Consider the following 23,896-nt stretch of genomic DNA (forward strand, 5'->3'; position numbering starts at 1 on the left):
TTCCCCGGCAGCGGATCAGAACGTGACCGTAGCGGTGACCATCAACGGATCGCCTTCGATGCGGCGCTTCACGTCGAATTCCGCCATCCAGCGTGCGGCGAACTCGACGCTGCCGCCGTCCCACTTCCTGCTGTAGGTGACGATCGGGCCGAGCGCGAGCGCGTGGCCCTTGAAGCCGTCGAGGCGATCGGCGGTGGGACCTTCATCCTTCTCCAGCTGCTGGATCCAGCCACCCGCGCCGCCGACGCCCCAGCCGCTCGGGAAACGCTTGATCAGCAACGTGTCGAGACGGAACACCGCGCCGTTCTGGTAATCGGTGGCGTCGTTCTCGGTGTAGAAATCCACGGCGGCGAGCGTGCTGAATTCCAGCGTGCCCTTCTGCATCAACTGGGTGTAGCCGATGGTCGGCGAGTAGGTCCAGGTGTTGAGGCTGAGGTTGGCCAGGCTGTTGGGGTCGTAGCTGCCCCAGTCGCTGTAGATGTACAGCGCCAGCGTCATGTGGCGCGTCTGGTCGAAGTGGTAGCCGGCGATGATCGGCGCGAAGAACGGATCGAACAGGTCCCAGTCGGCCTTGTCGGTGCGCGTGCCCGTGAGGTTGCCGATCGAGACGTTGGCGTCCACTTCGACCTGCGCGACGGGCAGGGTGAACATCGAGGCGAAGTTCCAGTGGCCCGGACCGGTGTCCCACACGTACACACCGGCGAACGACACGAGGTCGAAGGTCGCGTCCAGGCCGAGCGTGACCTGGTTGCCGATCGGCACCTGCCGTTCGGCGCCGATGTCGCCGGAGTAGTGCACGTAACCGACCAGCAGATTGAAGCCGGGTTCGGGAGGCACGACACCGGCGAACTGAGTGATGTTGGTGCCGGTGATGGTGCGTCCCAGCGCACCTTCGGTCGCCAGTGCGGGCGCGAGCGGCAATGCCGCGAGGACAAGCGTGCTGGCGAGGAGCGTGCGTTGTTTCATCAGCGGTTCTCCGCGATCGAGTGTGTTCGTCCTGCGTTGCCGTCTTCGCGCGATCAGCGCCGGCGGCCGCCGCCGCCACGGAAGCCGCCGCCCATGCTCGGACGGAAGCCGCCTGCGGGTCGGCTGTATCCGCCAGCAGGTCTGCTGTAGCCACCGGCAGGTCGCTGGGGACGGTTCGTGTTCATGGAGCGCTGGAAGCCGCCGTCGATACGCTCGTTGCCGCGCTCGCGCGCGAAGCGTTCATTCTCCAGTCCCGGCGGCGGATTGTCGCGACGCGCGCCTTGTCCTTCGGGACGATCCACCTTGGTCCAACCACCGTCGTCGTCGTGGCGATACACGTTGCCATCGCGACCGGCGTAGACGTTGTCGTTGACCTCGACCACGCCGCCCTTGTGGAAGGTTCCGGTGTCGGCGTTGTAGTGGAAGCCGCCCGCGCCGCGCGCATCGACGCGCCTGCCTTCGCTGTCGAACGCGCCCGCACCCGCCGCGCCTCCCTGGCCGGCGACCGCGCCACCCGCGCTTTGGGTCACGCGGCCGGTATTGGTGTTGATCGTGGTGCGCTGCCCGCCCGCGGCGGCCTGTCCGGTGTACGGATTGACCGCGACGCCACCGCCGCCGGCGACGACGCGTCCGGTCTGCGGGTTGTAGCGGATGCCCTGCGCACCGGCGCGCGTGGTGCCGGTGTAGACGTTGGTGTTGACGCCGGCGCGTCCGATGCCGCGACCACCGGTGGCCTCGTTGTAGAAGCCGCCGCGTGCGGCGCGTCCGACATTGCCTGTCCACGGATTCGCCCACGCGGCCGCGGTGCCACGCACGGCGGCGTTGCCCCAGCTGCCATAGACATTCCACGCCGCGGCGCCGCCGCCCCACCAGCCCCACGGATACGCCGGGCCGTACCACGGCCCCCACCACGGGTTGTACGGACCGTACCAGCCGCCGTACCAGCCCCAGCCCCAGCCGAAGGTCCATCCGACCCACGCGTTCCAGCCGAAGTACACGCCCATGCCGTAGGTCGCCGGGCAGCCGTACCAGTACGCGCCGACCCACGGATCGCAGACGTAGCCGGTGCCGTAGACCACGACGTCGTCGCTCACCACCGTGCCGTAGTAGCCGGGTGTGTAGCCGACGTACACGTCGTCGCCGCTCTGTCCGTACACGCGAACATATGTCACGTAGTGCAGCGGCGAACTGGTCGGGATCGCATAGATCTCCGCGGGCACGCTGGTCGCGACCGTCCACGGACCGGTCGGCGAAGTCGACGTGAACCAGATGCCCTTGTCGACTGCGTAGTAGCTGTCCATCGCGACGCGGATCACCGGCACCGCGGTGTTGTGCGCGTATTGCAGCTGCGTGCCGCCGATCGGCTGCCATTGCGGCGCGCCGTCGTACTGCACGGTCAGCTTCGCCTGTCCCTTGTTGACGGTGGCGGTCTGCGGAATGTCGTTGGCGATCAGCGATTCCTTCGATTCCGGCGTCCCCGGGATCGACGCGAGCACGCCGCTCTTGGGGCTGTCGGGCGGGATCTTCGCGAACTCCGCCGGCAGCTTCGACGGCGATACGTAGGTCCACGGACCTTTCGCACCCGGCGCGGTGAACCAGCGTCCCGACACCAGCACGTACCACGCATTCCCGCTCGCGCCATCGACGAACACGTCCGCCCCGGTGTTGTCGATGTAGCTGAGCTTCGTGCCCGGCACGTCGACGAACTGCGGTTCGCCCTGCACGGAGATGAGCTCGGCCGGTCCCGTGCGCACGTAGATATCCGGCACGCGGCCGGCAGCGAAATCCTGCTTGAGCGCATCGGGCGCCTGGTCGAGCGCATCGACCTGCTTGCTCGCCACCGCCTCGTCCTTCGCCTTCACCAGCGAGGCGTCGACATTCGCGACCGGCGACCACGGGCCGTTGACGGTCGGCGCACTGGCCCAGTGGCCCGCAACGACGGTGTAGAACGTCGCGCCCTTCTGCAACAGCAGCGAACGCGAGTTGATCACGCGCTGCACGCCGGACGATCCGGTCGGCTTCAGGATGGGCTTGCCATCGACCAGCATCAGCACGGCCGGCGTGGTGCTGAAGATGATGTCAGGCGGATCGTTGCGCACCGGCAGCGAGTCGGGCTTCTTCGCGTCGACGTTGGCGATCGCCATCGCCGATTCGAGCTGGTCGAGCGAGATCGTCAGCGTCGATCGCTGCTTGAGCTGTTCGCGCGCCAGTTCGAGGTACTGCGTCTGCTTGGCCGTCGCGGTGGGGAAGCTGGCACTCGGCAGCTGTATGTCGCTCAGCACCACGGCGCGCGCGCCCTTGTCCACCTGCGTGCGCGCCTGGAACGACACCACGCCGTAATCGGTGGTGTCCTGCGCCTTGCCATCGGGACCGGTGTGCGTGCCGGTCTTTACCGACATCGCGAAGCGGCCCTTGAGCTGGTTGCCTTCCCAGCTGTCGAACTGCGGCTGGTGCACGCTGAACTGCGTGCCGCGCAGGGTGAAGTCGCGCGGGAACGGACGTGCGTCGATGTTCTTTCCGCTGTCGTCGGCTGCCGCCGCGGATTGCATCGACAGCGTCGCGTTCGTTGCGGCGCCGGACGTTCCCGGAACGAAGGGCGCGCCGAGGAGCGCGAGGGAGAGTGCAGTGACGGCCAGCGTCGCGAACGTGCGCATGGAAGCCTCTTCGGCGAAAGGAGCGGGATGTCAGTTCGGCGGATTCACCACGACGTACTGCACGTTCGTGCCTGCGTATTGCGGCTGGTACCAGGTGCTGCCGCATTGCTGGTAGGCGACGCCGTTGACGACGGTGGTCACGCAGCTGGGCGGCACCGAGTAGACGATCGAGCCGATCACGGCGGACGTGATCGCGGCCGTGGCGGTGACTGCGGCCGCTGTCGCGACGGGATGGTCGTACCAGCCGTCGTGCCAGTCGTTGTCCACGTCGATGTCTATATCGTTGTGGATGTTGACGTCGCGATTGATGTTGGTGTTCCGGTTGACGTTGGTGTTGCGGTTCACGTTCCGGTTGGACGCGGCGCTGCGGTCGATGTTGCCGCCCCGGTTCGCGGCGGCAGCGTGGGCGCCGCCACCGGAACGCGCCGCGGCATGTCCGCCGCCGCCGGCGTGGTTGACGCTGGTGCGCGCGCCGCCGCGCGCGCGCGGCCCGGCGTCGGTATCGAAGGTGACGGCCAGCAGCGCGGTGGTGCCAGCGGAAAGGCACAGCAGGGCGACGATCGTTGCGGGACGAAGCGCGTTCATGGCGAAGCCTCCTGTGCAGCGGCGACATCCACTTCGACCAGCTTGATGCGTTGCGCGTCCTTTGGTGGCATGAACGTGAAGGCGGCGTCCTTCAGCGCGGCGCTGGTGTTCCAGGTGAGCGTGCTGGCGTACTGCGGGTGCGCGGGATCGTCGGTGGTCGTGATCACCAGGCGGCGCGGCAGCGGCTTCTCGCCGGCCTCGATCCACACCTGCCAGTCCACGCCTTCCTGGCGGAATGCGTACTGCTCGGTGACGCTGCCTCCGATGCGTGCGGGTCCGACGAACACCGCCGACGTCAATGCCGAGGACGGCGCACGATCGGTGCCCCACAGGAACAGGTCTGCCAGCGGCAATTCGATGCCGTACTTGTCGTCGATCGCAGCAAGCAGCGCGCTGATGGTGGGCGGGGCGTCGGTGCTCGCGTAGAGCTTGTTCTTCGGACCGTAGACGGTGAGCGTCTTGCCGTCGTAGAAGATCTCGCGCTGCTTGCGATCGGTCTTCATCTCGAGATGCAGGCCGTTGGGCGCGCGCACCTTGTAGTCGATCGTTCCCGGGAACTCCAGCTTCTGCCCGTCTTCCGTCACCACGTCGATGGTGGAATCGCCATGCACGGTGAAATTCTTCAGTGTGCGCAGGTAGCGTCCCATCTTCTCCAGCGCGGCGACTGCTTCGGGCTGCACCGTGGCCGCTGCTGTCGCTGCGGCTGCCGACGGTGGCGATGAGGTCTGGTCGGACGCCGCGGCCGTCGCCGACAGCGACAAGCTCAAGGCCAAGCACAACACGGAATGACGCATCTCGCACCTCCTCGATGACCCGGTGTCTGCCGGGTGCGGAATCCGCGCGTCGTCCGCGCGGCGCTGGCGGTCAACGTTCGAAGCGGGGCGTCACGGTGATGACGTCCGTGGATGCGGCGATGCCGCGTCCGGTGCGATGGGCGGGGGAATGCGTGCGAGTCGATCTCTTCCCACGGTCCTGCTCCCTGCTGGCGGCACCTGACGTGTGCGATGCGGGTGCATCCGCTGCTTGCAGCGGTCCTCCGATTGCATGACGTCGGCACGCATCCACGGTGCCGGATTCATCGCCGATACATCCTGCGCGGAAGCCGTGAAAGAGCCGTGATGGGTGTTCAGGAAGACGCCGTTCCCGCGAAACGGCAGTGAAACGGAAACGCCGATCGTTCATGACCGGGCGAATCGCCACGCGACACCGGTATTAGGACGCGAAACAAAAAACCCCGCGCATGGCGGGGTTTTCCTGCGAACCGGCGGCGCCGTTCGCGATGTCCGAATGGTGGCTATGGGTGGACTCGAACCACCGACCCCAGCATTATGAGTGCTGTGCTCTAACCGGCTGAGCTACATAGCCACGCGGAGAACCGCGAATTATTCATGCCGAAGGGGTGGTCGTCAATCGTCCGCCGCCGGCTTGTCCTTGCGACCGGGGGCGTGGCAGAGTCGGGGACAGTGAATTCAGGAGTCCGCATCGTGATCGATCCGGACGGCTACCGGCCCAATGTCGGCATCGTTCTGATGCACCCCGACGGTCGCGTTTTCTGGGCGCGACGCGTCCATCGCGACGGCTGGCAATTCCCGCAGGGCGGGATGAACAGCGACGAGACGCCGCTGGAGGCCATGTACCGCGAGTTGCGCGAGGAAACCGGCCTGCTCCCGGAGCATGTCGAAGTGCTCGGCGCGACCCCCGGCTGGCTGCGCTACCGCCTGCCGCAGCGTGCGATCCGCCGCAACGACCGGCTCGTCTGCATCGGCCAGAAGCAGGTGTGGTTCCTGCTGCGCCTGACCGGGCAGGAGTCCGACCTGCGCCTGGACCTGACCGACAAGCCGGAATTCGACAACTGGCGCTGGGTGGATTTCTGGTACCCGGTCGAGCACGTGGTGATGTTCAAGCGCGGGGTCTACGCCCGGGCGCTGCTCCACCTGGCGCCGGCCGCGCGCCAGGTTGCCGGCCCGCAGGCCGTGCCGACGCCGTCCCCGGAGTTTCAGGGCCAGGACCGTCAGGGCCGCAATCGCCGGCCCATCGCGGGGCGGGCCGGCTCGCGCTGAGAGTCGGCTCCCGTTAATTGACAATCATTCTCATTCATGGCGAAATGACTCCGCAGCCGATCCGGCTGCCCAGTCCGATGACGCCAACGTGTACGTCTGCATCTGCAACGGGGTTACCGATCACGACATCCGCCAGGCCGCCGACGCGGGCTGCAGCAGCGTGACGGAACTGACCATGCGGACCGGCGCCGGCGCCAACTGCGGCAGCTGCCTCGACATGGCCGCCTCGCTGCTCGACGCCGCCCATTCCGTGCGCGAGCTGCCGTTCCCGGTGATGCAACAGGCTGCCTGAGCGGCCTTCCCAATCGTCACTGATTCGCGTCCGCGGATGCACTCGATTCGCGTTCCGTCAAGCTTTGCCTGAACGGGCTAGAGTGTGTGCCTTGCAGGCATTGGAACACCGCCATGAAGGGCGACGCGAAAGTCATCGAATTCCTCAACAAGGCGCTCTACAACGAGCTGACCGCGATCAACCAGTACTTCCTGCACGCCAAGATGCTGAAGAACTGGGGCCTGAAGGAACTCGCCGAGCACGAGTACCACGAGTCGATCGACGAGATGAAGCACGCCGACAAACTGTCGGAGCGCATCCTGTTCCTCGACGGACTGCCGAACTTCCAGGCGCTGGGCAAGCTGCGCATCGGCGAAAACCCGCGCGAGCTGCTGACCTGCGACCTCGCGCTGGAGATGGAAGGCCTTCCGCTGCTGCGCGAGGCCATCAAGTACTGCGAATCCGTCGGCGACTACGTCAGCCGCAAGCTGTTCGCGGACATCCTCGATTCCGAGGAGGAACACATCGACTGGATCGAGACGCAGCTGTCGCTGATCGAACGCGTCGGCGAGCAGAACTACCTGCTGACCAAGATCGAAGACTGAGCCGCCTTCGCGGTTCGAACACGAACGCCGCCGGACTCCGGCGGCGTTTTCGTTTGCAGGTCAGACGACCGGTCGCGGGGCGCGACGGAACAGCATTCGCCACACCCACCACAGCAGCAGCGCCAGCGTCAGGCTGATCAGCACGACGATGGACAGTGCGATCCACGGATGCGCGAACACCAGCGCCAGCCCGCCGACGGTAGCGACGTCTTCGGTGATGGAGGCGGTCCAGTTGCTGACCGGCTCGGGCGAGGTGTTGAGCAGGGCGCGCGATCCGGACTTGAGCAGGTGACTGGTCAGGGCCACGCCCGCGCCCGCGGCGAGCGCGCCGGCGCCGAGCTGCCCGTCAGACGACAGTGTCGCCGCTGCCAGGAACGCACCGGCGGGGATTCGCAGCAGGGTGTGCAGCAGGTCCCAGCCGGAATCGACGCCCGGGATCTTATCCGCGAAAAATTCAGCCGCCGCGAGCACGCCCGAGACGCCCAGCACCCACGGCGAGGCGGTAACCTCCAGCGCCTGCGGCAGGTCCAACCAGCCGAAGAAACCGGCCAGGCCGACGCCGAACACCGTGAGGTAGACGCGGATGCCAGCCAGCCAGGCCAGCACTACGCCAATTGCGAACAGGTGCGCATCCGTCATGCCGATGCCCCGCTAGACTGTCGGTCGAGTATAGGGGTAGGGGAAGCCGGCGCGCGCAGGCCCGTCGGATACAAAAACGCATGAACAAGCCGCGCAAGGCGCCTCCGCCGCGCTTCACGATCGTCCAGCAGCGACCGGACCGCCGGCCGCTGGTCGCGACCGTGCTCGCCGTGGCGTGGGCGGTTTCGCTGGTGGGCGCCTGGCTCGGCTCGGAGCGACACGCCGCCCCGGCACTGCCGACCGTGCGGGCCGAGCTCGACTCGGCCAATGCGGAACTCCAGCGCTGGCGTTCGCAGGCCGAATCGCTGGCCCAGCGCGAAGCGACGCTGTCGCGCTCGGATCAGGTGAGTCGCGCGGCCAACAAGGAAATCCAGAGCGTGCTGGCCGAGCGGGAGGAGGAGATCTCCGACCTGCGCGCCAACATCGCGTTCTACGAGCGCCTGGTCGGCGCCACCGGGCAGCCAAAGGGCCTGGGCGTGCATTCGGCGCGCTTCGCCGCCGAAGCCGGCGGCACCTGGCGCTACCAGATCGTGCTGACCCAGAGCCTCAACAAGGGCGCGATCAGCAGTGGCCGCCTGCGCTTCACCGTGGAAGGCGTGCGCGACGGCAAGCTGGCGAGCATCGGCTGGGACGAACTCCACCAGCGCCACGGCGTGCCGCCGCAGGATTACTCGTTCCGCTATTTCCAGCAGCTCGACGGCAGCGTGATGCTGCCGGCGGATTTCACCCCGCAGCGCGTGCGCGTTTCGCTCGACGGCGGTGGCGTGGCGGTGGAACAGACGCTGGGCTGGGAAAGCGGCGTCACCACCTGATTCGCCTTCGTCCCCCGATCCATCCACCCTGCCGGCCCCCGCCGGTGCAAGAAGCGGAAGTACCCCGATGTTCAAGAACAAACCGACCCCCCACCACGACGGCCAGGTCGACACCCTCGTCGGCCACCAGGTGGTCATCCGCGGCGACCTGTATTTCAGCGGCGGCCTGTACATCGAGGGTCGGATCGTCGGCAAGGTGATCGCCGAGGAGGGCCAGCGCGCCACGATCACGCTGGCCGAGAACGGCAGCATCGAAGGCGAAGTCCGCGCGCCGATCGTGATCATCAACGGCCGCCTGGACGGCGATGTCTACGCCAGCGAGCGCGTCGAGCTGGCCGCCAAGGCTCGCGTGCAGGGCAACGTGCACTACCAGGTCGTCGAGATGCTGGCCGGCTCGGTCCTGACGGGTCGCCTGATCCACGCCGAAGCGCAGGCCCACGCGCTGTCTGAAGCGCATCTGGACGCCAGCCCCGTTCTGGGCTGACCGTCACACCCGCTCGCGGTAGGCTGGGCGCCGGCATTCACCGGCGTCCGGCATGAACACCCCCGCTCCGCCTCCGACCTCGCAGGACGAATCCACCCAGGCCGAGCCGGCGACGCCGCTCGGACAGCGCCTGGCCGCGCGGCGCGGGCCGATCCTCGCCGGCGTGGTCGCCGTGGCGGTGGCGTTCGGGCTGTGGGGCGTGTGGCGGGTGGTCTCGCCCGATCCCGGCGACCCGCGCGCGCAGCTCGAAGACAGCCGTCGTGACTCACGCGGCCAGCAGCGCGAGATCGAGCACCTCCAGCAGCGCGTGGCGACGCTGGGCCGCTCCGACCAGATCAGCCGTGACGCCAACCGCGACCTGCAGAGCACGCTGGCCGAGCGCGACGAGGAAATCGCCGGCCTGCGCGCCGACGTCGCCTTCTACGAGCGCCTCGTCGGCAGCACCGCGCAACGGCGCGGCCTCAGCGTGCACGCGCTCCGGCTGCAGCCGCTGAACAACACGGCCTGGCACTTCACCGGCACGCTCACCCAGAACCTCAACCGCGGCGCGGTCAGCACCGGCCAGCTGACGATGACCCTGGAAGGCACCCGCAACGGCAAGCTCGAGAAGCTCGCCTGGGCCGACCTGCGCCAGCAGCCCAGCGCCCCCGGCGTGGGCTATTCGTTCAAGTACTTCCAGCAGGTCGAAGGCGACATCTTCCTGCCCGAGGGCTTCACGCCCGTGCGCGTCGCCGTGCGCCTGGTCCCACGCTCGGGCGCGGCGATCGAGCAGTCCTTCAGCTGGGCCGACGCCACCCGCGACGTCGCCCCGGCCACCGCTACGCCGTAGCGCAGCCCCCGCAGGACACAGCGGCGCACGAAGCAGCTTGAACCCAACCGCTTCGCCCCCCATCCTTTTCGCATGGAATCGCTCACTCCCTCCGCCGCGGCGCCGGATTATCAGTCGCTCGAACGTCCCCTCCAGTTCTCCTCCGCGGCCGCGACCAAGGTCCGCGAGCTGATCGCGGAAGAGGGCAACGACGCGCTCAAGCTGCGCGTCTACATCCAGGGCGGCGGCTGCTCGGGCTTCCAGTACGGGTTCGAATTCGACGAACAGCAGGGCGAGGACGACCTCGCCGTGCAGACCGACGGCGTCACCCTGCTGGTCGATCCGCTGAGCCTGCAGTACCTGATGGGCGCCGAGGTCGATTACACCGAGAGCCTGCATGGCGCGCAGTTCGTGATCCGCAATCCGAACGCGAAGACCACCTGCGGCTGCGGTTCGTCCTTCGCGGTGTGAGCGAGGTCGCGGCTCCCTTCGCCTTCGTCGAAGCCGGCGCGGACGGCGCCTGCCGGGGCGCGCTCGATCGCGCCGACCGCCTGCGCGACGATGCGGATGCCCTCAAGGCGCTGTGGTCGCAATCGCGCGTGATCCTGCTCGACGAGAACGGCCTCGCCAGCGCCGATGACGACGGCAACCTGCGCGCGCCATACGGTCGCGAGATCAGCGATGGTCCGGGTGGCGTCGGCGCGGCGGTGTTCCTCGGACTGGATCCACACGGCACGGCGTGGTTCGCACTCGATGCCCGGCTCACCGCCTTCACTGCGCCGCGTCGCGTCGACCTGCGCAGCGCCGCCGCGCTGTGGTCTGCGTTCGACGCCAGCGTGTTCGCCCAAGCGCGCGCGCTGCAGCACTGGCGCAGCCGCCATCGCTTCTGCGGCGTGTGCGGCGGCGAAGTCGCGCTCACGCGTGCGGGCTGGCAGGGCACGTGCGCGCAATGCGGCGTCGAACACTACCCGCGCACCGATCCCGCGGTCATCGTGGCTGTCAGCGACGGATCGCGCCTGCTGCTCGGGCGCCAGAGCGCGTGGCCGGCGCGTCGCTACTCGGTCATCGCCGGGTTCGTCGAACCGGGCGAATCGCTGGAGCAGACCGTCGCGCGCGAAGTGCTGGAGGAAACCGGCGTTCGCGTGCATCGCTGCCGCTACCTCGCGTCGCAGCCGTGGCCGTTCCCGGGTGCGCTGATGCTCGGCTTCGCCGCGGATGCCGACGCGGACGAACCGCAGGTCGGCGATGAACTCGAGGACGCGCGCTGGTTCACCGTCGACGACGTGCGCGCCGCACGCATGCGCGGCGAATGGGGCAGCGCGCACGACGACGGCGAAGGTCCCGTGTTGTCGCCGTCCATCTCGATCTCGCGCTGGCTGATCGAGCAGTGGCTCGCGGCGCAGCCCGCGCCGTGAAGCCGGGCGGGCGCTTGCCTGCCTCACCATCGCGAACTCTGCCCGACGTCCAGCGATGCCCGTGACCGGCTGCCCGTCATGAGCGCCACGCCGCCTGCGATGGCCGGTCCGGCACGCGTGCCGCGCTAGAATCCAGGAAGACCAACGCTAGCCGGGGCCTTCCGCGCAATGTCCGCCACCCTGATCGCCGTCGTCGTCGCGCTCGTGCTCGGACACATGGCCCAGTCGCTGGCGGTGTCGTTGCGGCACTACGGCTGGTATCGCGATTGGCTGCGTTGGCTCGACACGCGTTTTCCCGAAGGCGGCTTCTGGCGCGGACGCTGGGGCCTGCTGATCGCCCTGGTGCCGCCGCTGCTCGCGGTCGGCCTGTTCCAGCTTGCATTGCACGACACGCTGTTCGGCCTGGCGAGCCTGGTGTTCGGCGTCGCCGTGCTGTTCTATGCGTGGGGTCCGCGCGACCTCGACCTCGACGTCGATGCCGTCGCCGATGCGCCCGATGCCGCGTCGCGTCGCACAGCCGCTTCGCGCCTTTGGCCCGAGGGCGCGATGCCGGCGACGCTAGACGGTGGCAGCCTGATCGAAGCCGTCTTCCGCAATGCGCAGCACCGCTGGTTCGGCGTGCTGCTCTGGTTCCTGCTGCTCGGCCCGGTGGGCGCGCTGCTGTATCGGCTGACGGCGCTGGCGGCGGAAGGTGAGGCCGGTTCGATCCTGCCGCACGAAACGCGCGAAGGCGCGCGAACGCTGATGGCGTGGCTCGACTGGCCGGTCGCGCAGCTGATGACGCTGGCGCTGGCGCTGGTCGGCAACTTCGACACCGTGCTCGGTGCGTGGCGCGAAGCCGGCGGCGCGTCGTTCGATCCACGCCGTCGGTTCCTCGGCACGGTCGCGCGCGCGAGCGTGAAGTGCGAACTGGCCGACGAAGCCGCGGACTACGTCGAAGCCGGTGGCGGGATCGACGCGGGCGAAGGCGGGCTGGTCGCGCCACCACCGGTGCCGCAGTTCACCGGCGAAGTGCCGGAACTGCGCGATGCCATGAGCCTGGTCTGGCGCAGCCTGCTGGTGTGGCTGGCGGTGCTGGCGCTGTTCGTGATCGCCGGCTGGGTCGCCTGATCAGCCCGGCGCCATCCACGCGAACGCCGGCCACGGCAGGTTGCGCAGCACGCCGAATGCCAGCAGCACGACGATCCACCACACGCCATCGTGCAGGCGGCGATTGATCGCCGCAGGCAACAGCGTGCGTTGCGTGCCCCACTGCCACAGCACCAGCGCGAGCGCCGGCAGCGCGAACAACAGCAGCGGATTCATCGACCACGCGCGCGCGATGTCGCCGTGCACGAACGCGTGCAGCGCACGTGTGATCCCGCAGCCCGGGCAATACAGCCCGGTAGCGAGATGGAACAGGCAGGGCGGGAAGAGGCTCGACGCCGAATCCGGATCGAAGCGGTGCAGCACCCACGCGCCGGCGGTCCCCACCGCCAGCACGCCCGACAGCACCAGCGCACGCGATGCAGGCGCGTTGCGCGCCTGCATCGTCGAAGCCGTCTGCGGCCCGGTGGTGCTCACTGCTGCAGGCGCTGCGCCTGTTCCAGCTGTTCCAGCATCATCTGGTACTGCGCCATGCCGCCGCTGCTGAAGAAGTAGATCGTCCACAGCAGGCCGGCGATGCACAGGCCGGTGGAGATCCAGCACCACAGCTTGGCGTTGCTGGAGGCGCGGAGCGCGCCGGATTCGTCGCCGCGGTCCAGCTTGCTGTTGACCTGCGCGGCGAACACGATCGCCACGATGCCCGGAATGGTGCCGACGACACAGCAGAAGAACAGCGACGCGATGGTGATGAGGATCGCCCAGACCAGGTAGGTCGGGATCGATCGGGGTGGCGACTGCGACGGCAACGGCGGCGGTACGTTCATGGCGTTCCCCTGGAGAATGGTCCGGCCGCCGGGTCCGGCGGCTCGCCTTGATGCTAGCAGCGGTCCGTGGCGGACGTCAGGGTGCGTCGCCGCGCAGGTGTCGCACGCGGACCTCGAGCACCTGCGCATCGACCTGCGGATCGAGGACCGGCGTGTCGGCGATCACTTCCACCGGCGCACGGAAACGCCGCGGTACGCGCATGCGCGCCATCCGGCCGTCGCGCCGGCTCCACATGCTGCTCCACATGTTGCGCAACGCCATCGGCACCACCGGCACCGGTCGACCGGCCTCGCGCGCGCGTTCGAGGATGCGCTCCACGCCCGACTTGAACGGCGCGATCTCGCCGTCCTTGGTCAGTGCGCCCTCGGGGAAGATGCCGACCAGCTCGCCTTCGGCCAACGCGGCGTCGATCTCGTCGAACGCGCGCTGCATCAGCGCCGGGTCTTCCTTGGCGCCGGCGATCGGGATGGCCTTGGCGGTGCGGAAGATCCAGCTCATCACCGGGATGTTGAAGATCTTGTAGTACATGACGAAGCGCACCGGGCGCGGAATGCTCGCCGCCAGCACCAGCGCATCCATGTAGCTCACGTGGTTGCACACGATCAGCGCTGCACCTTCGTCCGGCACGTGCTTCTCGATGCCGTGCAGGCGCAGCCGGTACAGCGTGCGCACCAGCAGCCAGCTCAGGAAGCGCATCAGGAATTCGGGCACGATCGTGAAGATGTAGATCGCGACCACGGCGTTCGCGATCGCCAGTGCCAGGAACAGCTGCGGGATCGACCAGCCAAGGAAACGCTGCAGCACGATGCCCAGCGCCGCCGCGAGCACGATGAAGGCGGCGTTCTGGATGTTCATGCCGGCGATCACGCGCGACAGCTCGCCCTTGGGCGTGCGGCTCTGGATCAGCGCGAACAGCGGCACCACGAAGAAGCCCGCGAACAGGCCGATCGCGGTCAGGTCCATGACGATGCGCCAGCTGCCCGGAAGCTGCAGGAAGGCCGCGATCGTCGACACCTGCGCCGGCGCCGCACCGCTGCGCGCGAAGTACAGGTCGATCATGAACGCACTGATGCCGAACGCGCCCAGCGGCACCAGTCCGATCTCGACCGTGCGCGCCGACAGCTTCTCGCACAGGATCGAACCCACGCCCGTACCGACGGAGAACAGTGCGAGCGCGAAGATGTACAGGCGGCCATCGGGGTTGCCGAGGTTCGCATCCGCATAGCCCGGCAGGTTCGAGGTCAGCACCGTGCCGACGAACCAGAACCACGACACGCCCAGCACCGAATTGCGTACCGCCAGCTGGCGCCGCGTGAGGCGCCAGATCGCCAGCGATTCGGGAATCGGATTCCAGTTGATGCGCAGGTCCGGCGCGCCCGCGTCCACGCGCGGGATCGCGCGGCTGACCAGGTTACCCAGCACCGCCAGCGCGATCACCGCGATCGCCGCGACCACCGGCCCGGCGGTGCCGGCGACGGCGAAGATCAGGCCGCCGAAGATCATGCCGACCAGGATCGACAGGGACGTGCCCATCTCGACCAGACCGTTGCCGCCGGTGAGCTCCTCCGGCTTCAGCACGGACGGCAGGATCGAATACTTCACCGGCCCGAACAGCGTCGACTGCACGCCGGTGGCGAACAGTGCGATGAGCAGCACGACCATGTTCTGGGTGAGGAAGCCCACCGCCGCCAGCGACATGATGGCGATTTCCATCGTCGTGGTGATGCGGATCAGCCGCGACTTCTCCAGCTTCTCCGCGATCTGTCCCGCCGTCGCCGAGAACAGGAAGTAGGGCAGGATGAAGATCGCCGGCGCGAGGTTGGTGTACAGCGTGCGGTCCTGCGGATCGACGGCCATGTACGCCAGCAGGCCGATGATCGCCTGCCGGAACACGTTGTCGTTGAACGCGCCCAGCGACTGCACGAAGAAATACGGCAGGAAGCGCCGCTGCCGCAGCAGATCGAATTGACTGTACGCCATGCGCCCGCATCGTCCCGTTCGGATCGGGCGAGCCTAGCAAACGGTCGTGGAAAGAAAAGCCGCACCCTCTCCCTGGCCGCTGCGCGGCCTGTCCCTCTCAGCCCTGCACTCCCTGCGGTCGCCGCAAGGGGAGAGGGAGAAGCCGGTGTGCCCGATCGCTTTGGCTTTTCCTTCTCCCCTTGCGGCGACCGCAGGGAGTGCAGAGCTGAGAAGGTGCCCGAAGGGCGGAAGAGGGGCGCGTCTTGCGCGCCATGAAATAATCCCGCCCCCGCCGGCCCATCCTTCGCCGGGGCCAAGGAAACGCATGGAGTTCGGTGGTGATGTGATCGCGCTGCTCATGGGGGTGGCGTTCGTGGCGGGCCTCATCGATGCACTTGCCGGCGGTGGCGGCCTGCTGACCATCCCCGCGCTGATGGCCGCCGGCATTCCGCCGGTCAACGCCATCGCGACCAACAAACTGCAGAGCAGCTTCGGCACCGCCAGTGCCGTGGTCGCATTCGCACGCGCGGGGCGCATCGATTTCCGCCGCTTCCGCTGGCCCGCGCTCGGTGCCTTCGTCGGGTCCGTGTTCGGTGCGTGGACGTTGCAGCGCCTCGATCCGGCGTTCCTGTCGGGCCTGATCCCCGTGCTGCTCATCCTGATGGCGGTCTATTTCCTGCTCGCCCCGCGCGCGAGCGAGGAAGACCGCCACAGCCGTCTGGGCACGACCGCGCTGCTGCTCATCGTGTCCGCGATCGGTTTCTACGACGGCTTCTTCGGCCCCGGCACCGGCTCGTTCCTCGCCACCGCGCTGGTCGCGTTGTTCGGCATGGGCCTGGTGTCGGCGACCGCGCACACCAAGCTGCTCAACCTCGCCAGCAACGTCGCCGCGCTGCTCGCGCTGATCGTCGGCGGCAAGGTCCTGTGGACCCTGGGCCTGCTGATGGCGTTGTCGAGCGTGCTCGGCGGCCAGATCGGCGCGCACCTGGCGATGCGCGTGGGTGGCAAGGTGATCCGCCCGTTGCTGGTCGTGATGTCGCTGCTGCTCACAGCCAAACTGCTGTCCGATCCGGCCAACCCGGTGACGGCGTTCGTGCTGCGGATGTTTTGATTCCGCGCCCGCGGAATCAGCTGGGTGTCAGGCCATCTGCTTCATCGTCCGTGAGGTCCTCGATCGCCGGAATCCCGTCGGCGTCCTCTTCCACCAGCGACATGATGGGCTGCAGCAGCGCCTGCACGCGGTTGATGGCCTCTTCCAGTTCTGCCCACTGTGCGTCGGTCACGCGTTCCGTCCCCGTGTTCTGATTCATCGAACTCGTCTCCTCGCCTCTGATCCGTGATGCCGGCGAGCCGGCGGCGCAAGAAAACTAGGCAGTTCGCGCTGCCACGGCAGGCGAACGTTTCTCACGGCCACGGCGCGGCATGCTCCGGCCGCCCGACCGTTCCTTCACTGGCTCCCCTGAAGCCAGACGCGCTTTTACACCAGATCGTGAAAATTTGGCGCGAAGACCTTCTTACAACGGATCGGGCGGATGCGCATGAATACGCAGCGGACGGGTCGCTTGGCCGAAGCAGGAGCCTGTTAAGTCGGATCGACCCACGGTGTGGGTGGCATCGATCACTGCCGCTCGATCCGCTCCAGCGCCTCGTCCAGCGCGCCGGCGAGCCGGTCGAAGCACTGTGCCAATGCGTCGGTGGTGACGACGATCCGGTCGCGGTCGTCGTCGTTGCGGGGTTCGGCGAGTTCGCTGAGCAGGCGCAGGTGGTCGCGGGTGTTGGTGAGGGCGAGGTACGCGTCGAGCGGCAGCACGTAGCTGGGCATCGGAGCGGTGGTGTTGCGGGGTCCGTTTCGCATCGGAATCTCCAGGCAGTCCAGCCGGCTCGCGTCGACGCGAGGTGTCGGGAGGCTCGAATGCCGTGAACATCGGCTGGGCGTATTCCCCTTGCGGGTCTTGTATTAGCCGCCCTCCCGACGCAAAGCGCTGCGTCGGATGTGCCCAGATAGGGCACAAAAAAAGCCACCGTGTTGCGGAGGCGGCTTCCGCTGTTCAAGGAGATTCGAGTCTCCTTGCCCGCGAGTCTGCGCACGCGTTGCACATGCAGCAACGCGAAGTTGTCGCAACTTCAACCGTGCGTGGCGATCGTTAGGATCAGCGTTCGTGTCCTCGATCGCCGGAACGTCTTTCGCAACAACACCAGCCCCGCGATGCCCAGCACCACGGCATACACCGGCCAGAGCCAGAACCACACCAGCCAGTCGTAACCTTCGGCGACCCGCTTGAAACCCAGCGGCGGTTCGGCCTGGAGGATGACGTTCTCGCCCGCAATCGCAGACCCGGTCTCGATGACGGTGACCTTCAGCGTCGAACGGCCCACGGGAATCGATCGAGGCGAAAGCACGGGCGGCCACGCGAAACGGTGATCGTCGCCATCGTCGATGAAGCGCACCGCGTTGCGCGAAATGCTGTCGCGGCTGTAGCCGCCTGCGGGAAGCACTTCGTAGACACTCGTGCCTCCCGGCTCCTCGACGCGCAACAGGATGCGTTCGCCCGGGTTCGCGAATCGCAATTCGTTGTTCGTCTTGCGTGCGGAGAAGTCGCCGAGTTCAGGACGCTGCGCCGCCCGCGTCGGTCGAGCGAAGTCCAAAGAAAGGCGGACACGATCGCGCACAGGGCGATCCAGCAGCAGCGTGGCGCTGGCGCCGGGCGTCAGGCGCAATGGTGCTTCGACCGATCGCGACGCGATGTGCTGCGCGATCGCGCCAAAGGCCACGACCGCGGCGAGCACCGCAAGGATCGCCCACGAAATCCGCATCCATCGAGTCAATGTCGCCTCCTTGCGTCGTCCATTCGAGTCCCCTAGATCTGCGCGAGCATCAGCACGTAGCCGTCGGGATCCTCGAGCCGGCATTCGCCACCGGGCATGTAGAAGGGGTACTTGATGTCGCCGGGACGATGGCCAAGCTCCATCAGCGTGGCGCGTGTCTGCTTGATGTCGTCGTAGTACAGGTAGAACAGCACGGCCTGTTGCGAGGCATCGACCGGGTCCGATGCCTGGCCGACCATCAAGTCGGCGTTCTCGCTGGCGAGCCACGCCCATACCGGCGCGTTGCCGCCTTCCGGCACCACGGTGTTGGCGGCGCGGAAGCCGAGGTCCGCATAGAAGCGGATGCTGCGTTCGACATCGGCCACATGGGCGAAGGCCACGAGTCGTCGGGTACGGGCGGGCATGGAGACTCCTGTCGATCCACGTGCGTCCGGGGAGTATGCGCTAGCCGCAGCCGACGCTGGCGCCACCGTCCCCGTCGGCCTCCAGACAGGTCTTCCTTGCACGTGACCTGGCGCGCCCGTGCCTCTAGTATCGCCACAGGGGTACTTCAGGATGAGGGCACGCGATGCGGCTTCGCCGGCGCGTGGGAAGGCCATCGCTTACAGGGAGGTCGTCACGATGTCGTCGTTGCAGGCTGCGATTACGGTTGCGTTGGGGCTCGTCGTCATCGCCGGGCCGATGCTGTGGTGGGCGTTCTATCGCGACGGTTACGACGGTGCGGCGTCCGCGCAGCTGACCGAGGATCCGGTGTTGCGCATGTCGGTGCAGGAGGTCGACCGCGTCGAGGCCGAGCTACAGCTGACGCTGCCCGCCGCCTACGCGGATTTTCTGCGCACGCGCGGCGACTATCCGGACAACACCACCGTGCTGGACACCGCTGATCTCATCATTGGATGCACCACCGAATACCGGCACGGCATCTACGGCGCGCCGCCGTGGCCCTGGCACCTGGTGTGCATCGGCGACGAAGCCGACGCGTGCCCGTACGCGCTCGACTGCCTGAGCGGCGAGATCGTGCAGACGCACAAGGGCGACGCGACCGCACGGCCGATCGCGCGCTTCGCGGACTTCACCGCATTCCTCGAAGCCAAGGGCGCCGGGGTCGGGGCGTGACGCGCTTCGGGTTTCGCCGGGGATCGCGCCTCACTCCACCACGATGACCACCTTCCCGCGTGCGCGGCCGCTTTCGACGTAGCGGATCGCGGCGGGAACCTCGCCCAGCGGATAGCGCCGGTCGATCACCGGCGTCACCTTGCCCGATTGCATGAGTCCGGCCAGCACGTCCAGGTCCTTCTGGTTCAAGTCGGCCATGAACAGGCCCATGTCCTGCGAAACGAACGGCGAGACGAACAGCGCTTTCAGCGGTCCGGCGAAGGGACCGATCCAGTTGCCCGCGTCGGGGCCGCCGCCGCCGATCAGCACGTAACGGCCGTCGGGCTGCATGACGCGCCGGTTGTCGGACAGGTCGCGGTTGGTCACGTTGTCGAGGATCACGTCGTAGCGTGCGTCGCCGCTCGTGTAGTCTTCGCGCTTGTAATCGATCACGTGATCCGCGCCGAGCGAACGAACCATCGCAACGTTGCGCGTGCTGCATACGCCGGTTACCTCCGCGCCCATCGCCTTGGCGATCTGCACGGCGAACGTGCCCACGCCACCCGACGCACCGTTGATCAGCACCTTCTGCCCGGATTGCAGCTTTCCGGCGTCGCGCAATCCCTGCAGCGCGGTGATCGCGGCGACGCCGATCGACGCGGCCTGCTCGAACGACAGGTTCGCCGGCTTGTGCGCCACCGCCTTGTCCTCGTGCACGGTCACGTACTGCGCGAAGGCACCGGTGCGCCCGCCGAATACTTCGTCGCCGGGTTTGAACTTCGTGACGCCGCGGCCCACCGCTTCGACCGTGCCCGCGAAATCCACGCCCAGCCGCGCGCCTTTCGGCTTGCGCAGGCCGTTGCCCATGCGCATCACGTAAGGCGTGCCGCGCATGTAGTGCCAGTCCAGCGGATTGACCGCGGCGGCCCGCACCCTCACCAGAACGTCGTGTTCGCCTGGCACCGGCTTTTCGATGTCCTCCAGCGCCAGCACGTCGGCCTGCCCGTACTCGCAGTACGTGATCGCCTTCATCGGATGCGCCGGCGCCGATGCGCGCCGTTCGGCGCAGTCGTTGTCGGAACGGACGTAGGCGATGGCGAAGGCGACGAGCAGGGCGACCGGGACCGCCACCGCGGTCCATCCGACGATGCGCTTGAGCTTCATGGTTCCCCGCCTATGAACCGGGCCTGCGCCATTGCGGCAGGCGGGGTGTTAGGTCGGCGTCAAGAAGGCCGGGGCCGTCGTCATGGCGGGGTGGTGCCGCACGTCAACGGAAGCTTCGGCGTGCCTGCCAGCACGAATGGTTCGTTGCACGGCTGGATGTCGAAATGCGGTTCGAACGCGGACTGTCCGAAGCGGTTGCTTGAGTAGAAGACGATGAAGCGCTCTGCTGCATTGTTCCTCACGGCCACGTGCCAGACAGCAGCATCGGTTGGACGCGCCTGCATGGCCATCCAGAATGAGCGACCTTCGCGCTCGGCGCGCTGCACACAGTCCCACCCGTCGCCGTGATCCATTCCGTGCCGAATCACTCCGCATTGCTCCGCCTGCGGGCCAGCGAGCCGAAGCATGCGGGTTTCGATGGCCGTCTCGTTCTCATCGCGTCGGGAGCAAGCCGAAAGGGCCATGCAGGGCAACAGGCATGCGATGGTGAGCGCCGTCATCCGTTCCATTCGTTACCACCGTCCTTTGCGTTCGAGAACATCGCCTTCGGATACCGTCCAGTTCGCGCCCTCGCGCAGGAAGCTGGCGACGAAGAATCGGCTGCTCCCGTCGCAGAACCTCAGCTGCACCATCGCCATGCCCCGTTGACTCGCCTCGTCCACAGCGGCGCGACTGATCCGGATCAGTATCGGTCGATCGGGAGGTGTCGCGTTATCGCAGGCACGCTCGAACGCGCCCTGTTCGGCGTTTGCCAGCGTGGGCACGGCAGGCATTCGCGGGTCCGGGTTGTACGTCCTCGCCAGCGCGATGCGATCCAGCTGCAACTGGAGTTCGATCGGAACAGCGGCGTAGGACCGATCGACCAATGCTCCCTCGCGTCCGGCCGAAATAAATTCGTAACGGTCGCAGGGCTCGGGCTTGTCGAGCGAGCACAGCGCAGCGCTCTTCGTGTCGAAGTACAGCGTGCTCACCCGGTCGGTGCGCTGGCGTTCGTGTTCCAGATAGGTGCGGATGATGTCCCATTGCGTCGAGTCGTCCGCCGCGACGATGGAGCGTTGTCGCTTCCACTGATCGAGCCGGTGCGCCAGTACCGGCCACGCGACGGCGGTCGCGCCTACCACCAGCATCGCGATCGTTGCGGAAACGACAGGCGCCGTGCGGATATGGGCCATCATTGTCCCCTGGAAACGCGATTCGCGCGTGCGGCTTGACGCCGCCTTCACTCTATCTTGAACCGACGCCTCCGGGTTTCACAAGCGAGCCAGCTTCGCCTGCGTACCCTGCGATCCAGGCCCGACACGAGGAGCTCGCCATGACTGCGGATACCAAGTCGCCGCTGGAGCATGTCAACGACACGGTGCTGCAGCTCAAGGAGATGCGGCATTACTCGAAGAACAACGTGGAGCTGCTGACGACGCAGTGGCTGATGTTCGACGGCGAGCTGTCGAAGCTGAAGCAGGCCGGGACGATCGAGGACCTGATGACGCGGCAGTCGCAGTTCTACGACGCGCTGGAAGGCGCGATCACGACGCTGGAGGAAGTGGCGGTGTCGTTGCAGCCGCCGCCGGAGGAGGGAGCGGGCTGACTCCCCTCTCCCTGGCCGCCTGCGGCGGCCTGTCCCTCTCAGCTCTGCACTCCCTTCGGTCGCCACAAGGGGAGAGGGAGGACGCGGTTCAGGCCGGTTCGGCGGAGCGCTCGCGCTCGATCGCGCGCCAGCCGATGTCGTGGCGGTGGAACTCGCCGTGCCACGAAATGCCAGCGACCGCTTCGTACGCCTTGTGCTGCGCATCGGCGACGCTGTCGCCCAGTGCGCACACGCACAACACGCGACCGCCGGCGGTGACGACGTGTTCGCCTTCGACCTGTGTGCCGGCGTGGAAGACCTTCACGTCGTCGACTTCCGGCGCGTCCCAGCTGCCGATGACATCGCCGGTACGCGGCGTGCCGGGGTAGCCTTCGGCGGCCATCACCACGCCCAGCGACGGGCGCGGATCCCACTGCGCCTTCGCTGTGTGCAGGCGTTCGTCGATGGCGGCCTCGACCAGGTCGAGCAGGTCCGAGCGCAGGCGCAGCATCACCGGCTGCGTTTCCGGATCGCCGAAACGCACGTTGTATTCGATGACCTTCGGCGCGCCGCTCTTGTCGATCATCAGGCCGGCGTAGAGGAAACCGGTGAAGGGAATGCCGTCGCTCGCCATGCCGCGCACGGTGGGTTCGACGACTTCGCGCATGATCCGTGCGTGCACTTCCGGCGTGACCACCGGCGCGGGCGAATACGCGCCCATGCCGCCGGTGTTGGGGCCGGTGTCGCGGTCGCCGACGCGCTTGTGGTCCTGGCTGGTCGCCATCGGCAGCGCGGTCTTGCCGTCGACCATCGAAATGAAGCTGGCTTCCTCGCCCTCGAGGAACTCCTCGATCACCACGCGCGCGCCCGCCGCGCCGAACGCGTAGTCGGACAGCATGTCGGTGATGGCGGCTTCGGCTTCGGCCAGCGTCATCGCCACGATCACGCCCTTGCCGGCGGCCAGGCCATCGGCCTTGATGACGATGGGCGCGCCCTTGTCCTGCACGTATTCGAGCGCGGCCTCGGCCTCGGTGAACACCGCGTAGTGCGCGGTCGGAATGCCGTGGCGGGCGAGAAAGTTCTTGGCGTACGCCTTGCTGCCTTCGAGCTGTGCGGCGTCCTTCGTGGGCCCGAAGATGCGGTGGCCTACCGCGCGGAAGCGGTCGACGACGCCGTTGACCAGCGGGCCTTCGGGACCGACGACGGTGACGCTCACGCCCTCGCGTTCGACCAGAGCGAGCAGGGCGTCGATATCGGAAGCGGGCACGTCCACGTTGCGGCACTTGGGCTCGGTCGCGGTACCGGCGTTGCCCGGCGCGACCAGCACCTCGCTGATGCGCGGCGACTGCGCGAGCTTCCAGGCCAGGGCATGTTCGCGACCGCCGGAACCGATGACGAGGATTTTCATGCGCGCGCTCCTGCGGGGGATCCAAGACGGGGCCACGATTTTACGGGGCCTTGCGCGCCCCCGCGACCCGACAGGCGTGCGGGTCCTGTTCTGATCACAACGCCGTCGCGGCCGGTCATCGGCCTGAATGCGTCGCGTCCGGCGTCATTCCGCCGCCGAAAACGCGGCGTGGTAGCGCACTTCGCCCTGGGGAACGGTGTCGTTGAAGGCCAGCGCCTGGAAGTACTGCGCCGGCACGTCGCCGTAACGCAGGCGAGGGTCGGCGCGGAACCCGAAGCGGCCGTAGTAGTCGGGTTCCCCCAGGACCACGCAGCCCGCGGCGCCGCGTTCGGCCAGTTCCGCCAGACCCGCGCGGATCAGCGCGCCACCGACGCCGTGGCGCTGGTCCTGCGGCATCACCGCGACCGGGCCCAATCCGTACCAGTGCGGTGTGCCGTCGCCGATGTCGACCGGCGAGAACACCACCACGCCGGCGATGCGCCCGTCGATGTCCGCCACCAGCGAGAGCTTCAAGTCGCCGCTTTCGCGCAGCGCATCGACGAAGTCCACCTCGATGCGGCCCGCGCCCGGCACGTCGGTGAAGGCAGCGCGCAGCAGTGCGCGGATTGCGTCGTGATCGTCCTGGGTTTCGGTGCGGATCCACATGGCATGCCTCCTTCGGCGAAGTCTG

Annotated in this window: 28 protein-coding genes, 1 tRNA gene and 1 pseudogene; 12 read left to right on the forward strand and 18 right to left on the reverse strand. The window is 67.6% G+C overall.

Annotated features, from left to right (window positions below):
• Positions 1-15: 15 nt before the first annotated feature.
• The 5 genes from FOF45_RS09055 to FOF45_RS09075 form a co-directional block, all read right to left on the reverse strand.
• Positions 16-966 (reverse strand): SphA family protein, encoded by a 951-nt coding sequence (locus FOF45_RS09055; RefSeq protein ID WP_158984102.1) that lies wholly within the window; start codon positions 964-966, stop codon positions 16-18.
• Positions 967-1,019: 53 nt separating this feature from the next.
• The gene (locus FOF45_RS09060; protein ID WP_158984104.1) at positions 1,020-3,620 is read right to left on the reverse strand and encodes a hypothetical protein; all 2,601 of its coding nucleotides are present in this window, start codon (positions 3,618-3,620) and stop codon (positions 1,020-1,022) included.
• A 30-nt stretch (positions 3,621-3,650) separates the two neighbouring features.
• The gene (locus FOF45_RS18280) at positions 3,651-4,205 is read right to left on the reverse strand and encodes a hypothetical protein (protein WP_233264107.1); all 555 of its coding nucleotides are present in this window, start codon (positions 4,203-4,205) and stop codon (positions 3,651-3,653) included.
• Positions 4,202-4,885: a DUF2092 domain-containing protein gene (locus FOF45_RS09070; protein ID WP_158984106.1), complete on the reverse strand. Its 684-nt coding sequence runs from the start codon at positions 4,883-4,885 to the stop codon at positions 4,202-4,204. Before FOF45_RS09070 ends, FOF45_RS18280 begins: the two co-directional genes overlap by 4 nt.
• Before the next feature lie 608 nt (positions 4,886-5,493).
• Positions 5,494-5,570: transfer RNA gene (locus FOF45_RS09075), tRNA-Met, on the reverse strand.
• Positions 5,571-5,689: 119 nt separating this feature from the next.
• Between FOF45_RS09075 and FOF45_RS09080 the strand changes: the two genes are divergently transcribed.
• The 3 genes from FOF45_RS09080 (at position 5,690) to bfr (ending at position 7,141) form a co-directional block, all read left to right on the forward strand.
• Positions 5,690-6,265, forward strand: a complete 576-nt coding sequence (locus FOF45_RS09080) for an RNA pyrophosphohydrolase (protein ID WP_158984108.1) — start codon at positions 5,690-5,692, stop codon at positions 6,263-6,265.
• A gap of 88 nt (positions 6,266-6,353) precedes the next feature.
• Entirely contained in the window at positions 6,354-6,557 is a 204-nt protein-coding gene (locus FOF45_RS09085) for a (2Fe-2S)-binding protein (protein ID WP_158984110.1), read from the forward strand.
• A 113-nt stretch (positions 6,558-6,670) separates the two neighbouring features.
• Positions 6,671-7,141, forward strand: coding sequence for a bacterioferritin (bfr, locus tag FOF45_RS09090; protein WP_158984112.1), 471 nt, complete (start codon positions 6,671-6,673; stop codon positions 7,139-7,141).
• 60 nt (positions 7,142-7,201) lie between these two features.
• Here bfr and FOF45_RS09095 read toward each other — a convergent pair whose 3' ends face one another.
• Entirely contained in the window at positions 7,202-7,780 is a 579-nt protein-coding gene (locus FOF45_RS09095; protein ID WP_158984114.1) for a DUF4126 domain-containing protein, read from the reverse strand.
• Between the two features lie 80 nt (positions 7,781-7,860).
• Here FOF45_RS09095 and FOF45_RS09100 point away from each other — a divergent pair, with 80 nt between their 5' ends.
• The 6 genes and pseudogenes from FOF45_RS09100 (at position 7,861) to FOF45_RS09125 (ending at position 12,409) form a co-directional block, all read left to right on the forward strand.
• Entirely contained in the window at positions 7,861-8,592 is a 732-nt protein-coding gene (locus FOF45_RS09100; protein WP_158984116.1) for a DUF6776 family protein, read from the forward strand.
• Between the two features lie 67 nt (positions 8,593-8,659).
• Positions 8,660-9,016: pseudogene (locus FOF45_RS09105) on the forward strand (bactofilin family protein); the annotation flags it as partial.
• A 112-nt stretch (positions 9,017-9,128) separates the two neighbouring features.
• On the forward strand, positions 9,129-9,905 hold the full coding sequence (locus FOF45_RS09110; protein ID WP_233264108.1) for a DUF6776 family protein: 777 nt from the start codon (positions 9,129-9,131) through the stop codon (positions 9,903-9,905).
• A 72-nt stretch (positions 9,906-9,977) separates the two neighbouring features.
• Entirely contained in the window at positions 9,978-10,355 is a 378-nt protein-coding gene (gene erpA / locus FOF45_RS09115; RefSeq protein WP_158984120.1) for an iron-sulfur cluster insertion protein ErpA, read from the forward strand.
• Positions 10,352-11,299: an NAD(+) diphosphatase gene (gene nudC, locus FOF45_RS09120; RefSeq protein ID WP_158984122.1), complete on the forward strand. Its 948-nt coding sequence runs from the start codon at positions 10,352-10,354 to the stop codon at positions 11,297-11,299. Before erpA ends, nudC begins: the two co-directional genes overlap by 4 nt.
• 168 nt (positions 11,300-11,467) lie before the next feature.
• Complete coding sequence (locus FOF45_RS09125) at positions 11,468-12,409, forward strand: hypothetical protein (protein WP_158984124.1); 942 nt, start codon at positions 11,468-11,470, stop codon at positions 12,407-12,409.
• Here FOF45_RS09125 and FOF45_RS09130 read toward each other — a convergent pair whose 3' ends face one another.
• The 3 genes from FOF45_RS09130 to FOF45_RS09140 form a co-directional block, all read right to left on the reverse strand.
• Positions 12,410-12,862, reverse strand: a complete 453-nt coding sequence (locus tag FOF45_RS09130) for a DUF2752 domain-containing protein (protein ID WP_233264109.1) — start codon at positions 12,860-12,862, stop codon at positions 12,410-12,412.
• Complete coding sequence (locus FOF45_RS09135) at positions 12,859-13,209, reverse strand: CD225/dispanin family protein (RefSeq protein ID WP_158984126.1); 351 nt, start codon at positions 13,207-13,209, stop codon at positions 12,859-12,861. The genes FOF45_RS09130 and FOF45_RS09135 overlap by 4 nt, the downstream gene beginning before the upstream one ends.
• Positions 13,210-13,285: 76 nt before the next feature.
• The gene (locus FOF45_RS09140; protein ID WP_158984128.1) at positions 13,286-15,190 is read right to left on the reverse strand and encodes an MFS transporter; all 1,905 of its coding nucleotides are present in this window, start codon (positions 15,188-15,190) and stop codon (positions 13,286-13,288) included.
• Positions 15,191-15,494: 304 nt separating this feature from the next.
• On the opposite strand from FOF45_RS09140, the gene FOF45_RS09145 reads away from it, so the two are divergent.
• The gene (locus tag FOF45_RS09145; RefSeq protein WP_199244464.1) at positions 15,495-16,280 is read left to right on the forward strand and encodes a TSUP family transporter; all 786 of its coding nucleotides are present in this window, start codon (positions 15,495-15,497) and stop codon (positions 16,278-16,280) included.
• Between the two features lie 16 nt (positions 16,281-16,296).
• Here FOF45_RS09145 and FOF45_RS09150 read toward each other — a convergent pair whose 3' ends face one another.
• The 4 genes from FOF45_RS09150 to FOF45_RS09165 form a co-directional block, all read right to left on the reverse strand.
• Positions 16,297-16,479, reverse strand: a complete 183-nt coding sequence (locus FOF45_RS09150) for a hypothetical protein (protein ID WP_158984130.1) — start codon at positions 16,477-16,479, stop codon at positions 16,297-16,299.
• A 308-nt stretch (positions 16,480-16,787) separates the two neighbouring features.
• On the reverse strand, positions 16,788-17,024 hold the full coding sequence (locus FOF45_RS09155) for an XAC0095 family protein (RefSeq protein ID WP_233264110.1): 237 nt from the start codon (positions 17,022-17,024) through the stop codon (positions 16,788-16,790).
• A 269-nt stretch (positions 17,025-17,293) separates the two neighbouring features.
• A complete protein-coding gene (locus FOF45_RS09160) occupies positions 17,294-17,887 on the reverse strand; it encodes a hypothetical protein (RefSeq protein WP_233264111.1) in 594 nt (197 codons plus the stop codon).
• A 140-nt stretch (positions 17,888-18,027) separates the two neighbouring features.
• Positions 18,028-18,399, reverse strand: a complete 372-nt coding sequence (locus tag FOF45_RS09165; RefSeq protein ID WP_158984134.1) for a VOC family protein — start codon at positions 18,397-18,399, stop codon at positions 18,028-18,030.
• A 217-nt stretch (positions 18,400-18,616) separates the two neighbouring features.
• Here FOF45_RS09165 and FOF45_RS09170 point away from each other — a divergent pair, with 217 nt between their 5' ends.
• Positions 18,617-19,111 (forward strand): SMI1/KNR4 family protein, encoded by a 495-nt coding sequence (locus tag FOF45_RS09170; protein WP_158984136.1) that lies wholly within the window; start codon positions 18,617-18,619, stop codon positions 19,109-19,111.
• A gap of 30 nt (positions 19,112-19,141) precedes the next feature.
• On the opposite strand, the gene FOF45_RS09175 is transcribed toward FOF45_RS09170, so the two are convergent.
• From FOF45_RS09175 to FOF45_RS09185, 3 genes are all read right to left on the reverse strand, one after another.
• Positions 19,142-20,254, reverse strand: a complete 1,113-nt coding sequence (locus FOF45_RS09175) for an NAD(P)-dependent alcohol dehydrogenase (RefSeq protein WP_199244465.1) — start codon at positions 20,252-20,254, stop codon at positions 19,142-19,144.
• Positions 20,255-20,334: 80 nt separating this feature from the next.
• Positions 20,335-20,754, reverse strand: a complete 420-nt coding sequence (locus FOF45_RS09180) for a hypothetical protein (RefSeq protein WP_158984138.1) — start codon at positions 20,752-20,754, stop codon at positions 20,335-20,337.
• A gap of 12 nt (positions 20,755-20,766) precedes the next feature.
• A complete protein-coding gene (locus FOF45_RS09185; protein ID WP_158984140.1) occupies positions 20,767-21,426 on the reverse strand; it encodes a hypothetical protein in 660 nt (219 codons plus the stop codon).
• A 140-nt stretch (positions 21,427-21,566) separates the two neighbouring features.
• Between FOF45_RS09185 and FOF45_RS09190 the strand changes: the two genes are divergently transcribed.
• Positions 21,567-21,839 (forward strand): hypothetical protein, encoded by a 273-nt coding sequence (locus FOF45_RS09190; protein WP_158984142.1) that lies wholly within the window; start codon positions 21,567-21,569, stop codon positions 21,837-21,839.
• Positions 21,840-21,927: 88 nt separating this feature from the next.
• Here FOF45_RS09190 and purD read toward each other — a convergent pair whose 3' ends face one another.
• Both purD and FOF45_RS09200 read right to left on the reverse strand, forming a co-directional pair.
• Positions 21,928-23,226, reverse strand: a complete 1,299-nt coding sequence (purD, locus tag FOF45_RS09195) for a phosphoribosylamine--glycine ligase (protein WP_158984144.1) — start codon at positions 23,224-23,226, stop codon at positions 21,928-21,930.
• 144 nt (positions 23,227-23,370) lie between these two features.
• Positions 23,371-23,871, reverse strand: coding sequence for a GNAT family N-acetyltransferase (locus FOF45_RS09200; RefSeq protein ID WP_158984146.1), 501 nt, complete (start codon positions 23,869-23,871; stop codon positions 23,371-23,373).
• Between the last annotated feature and the right edge of the window lie 25 nt (positions 23,872-23,896).

Source organism: Lysobacter panacisoli (genome assembly GCF_009765165.1).
In the GTDB taxonomy this organism is placed as follows: Bacteria; Pseudomonadota; Gammaproteobacteria; order Xanthomonadales; family Xanthomonadaceae; genus Lysobacter_J; species Lysobacter_J panacisoli.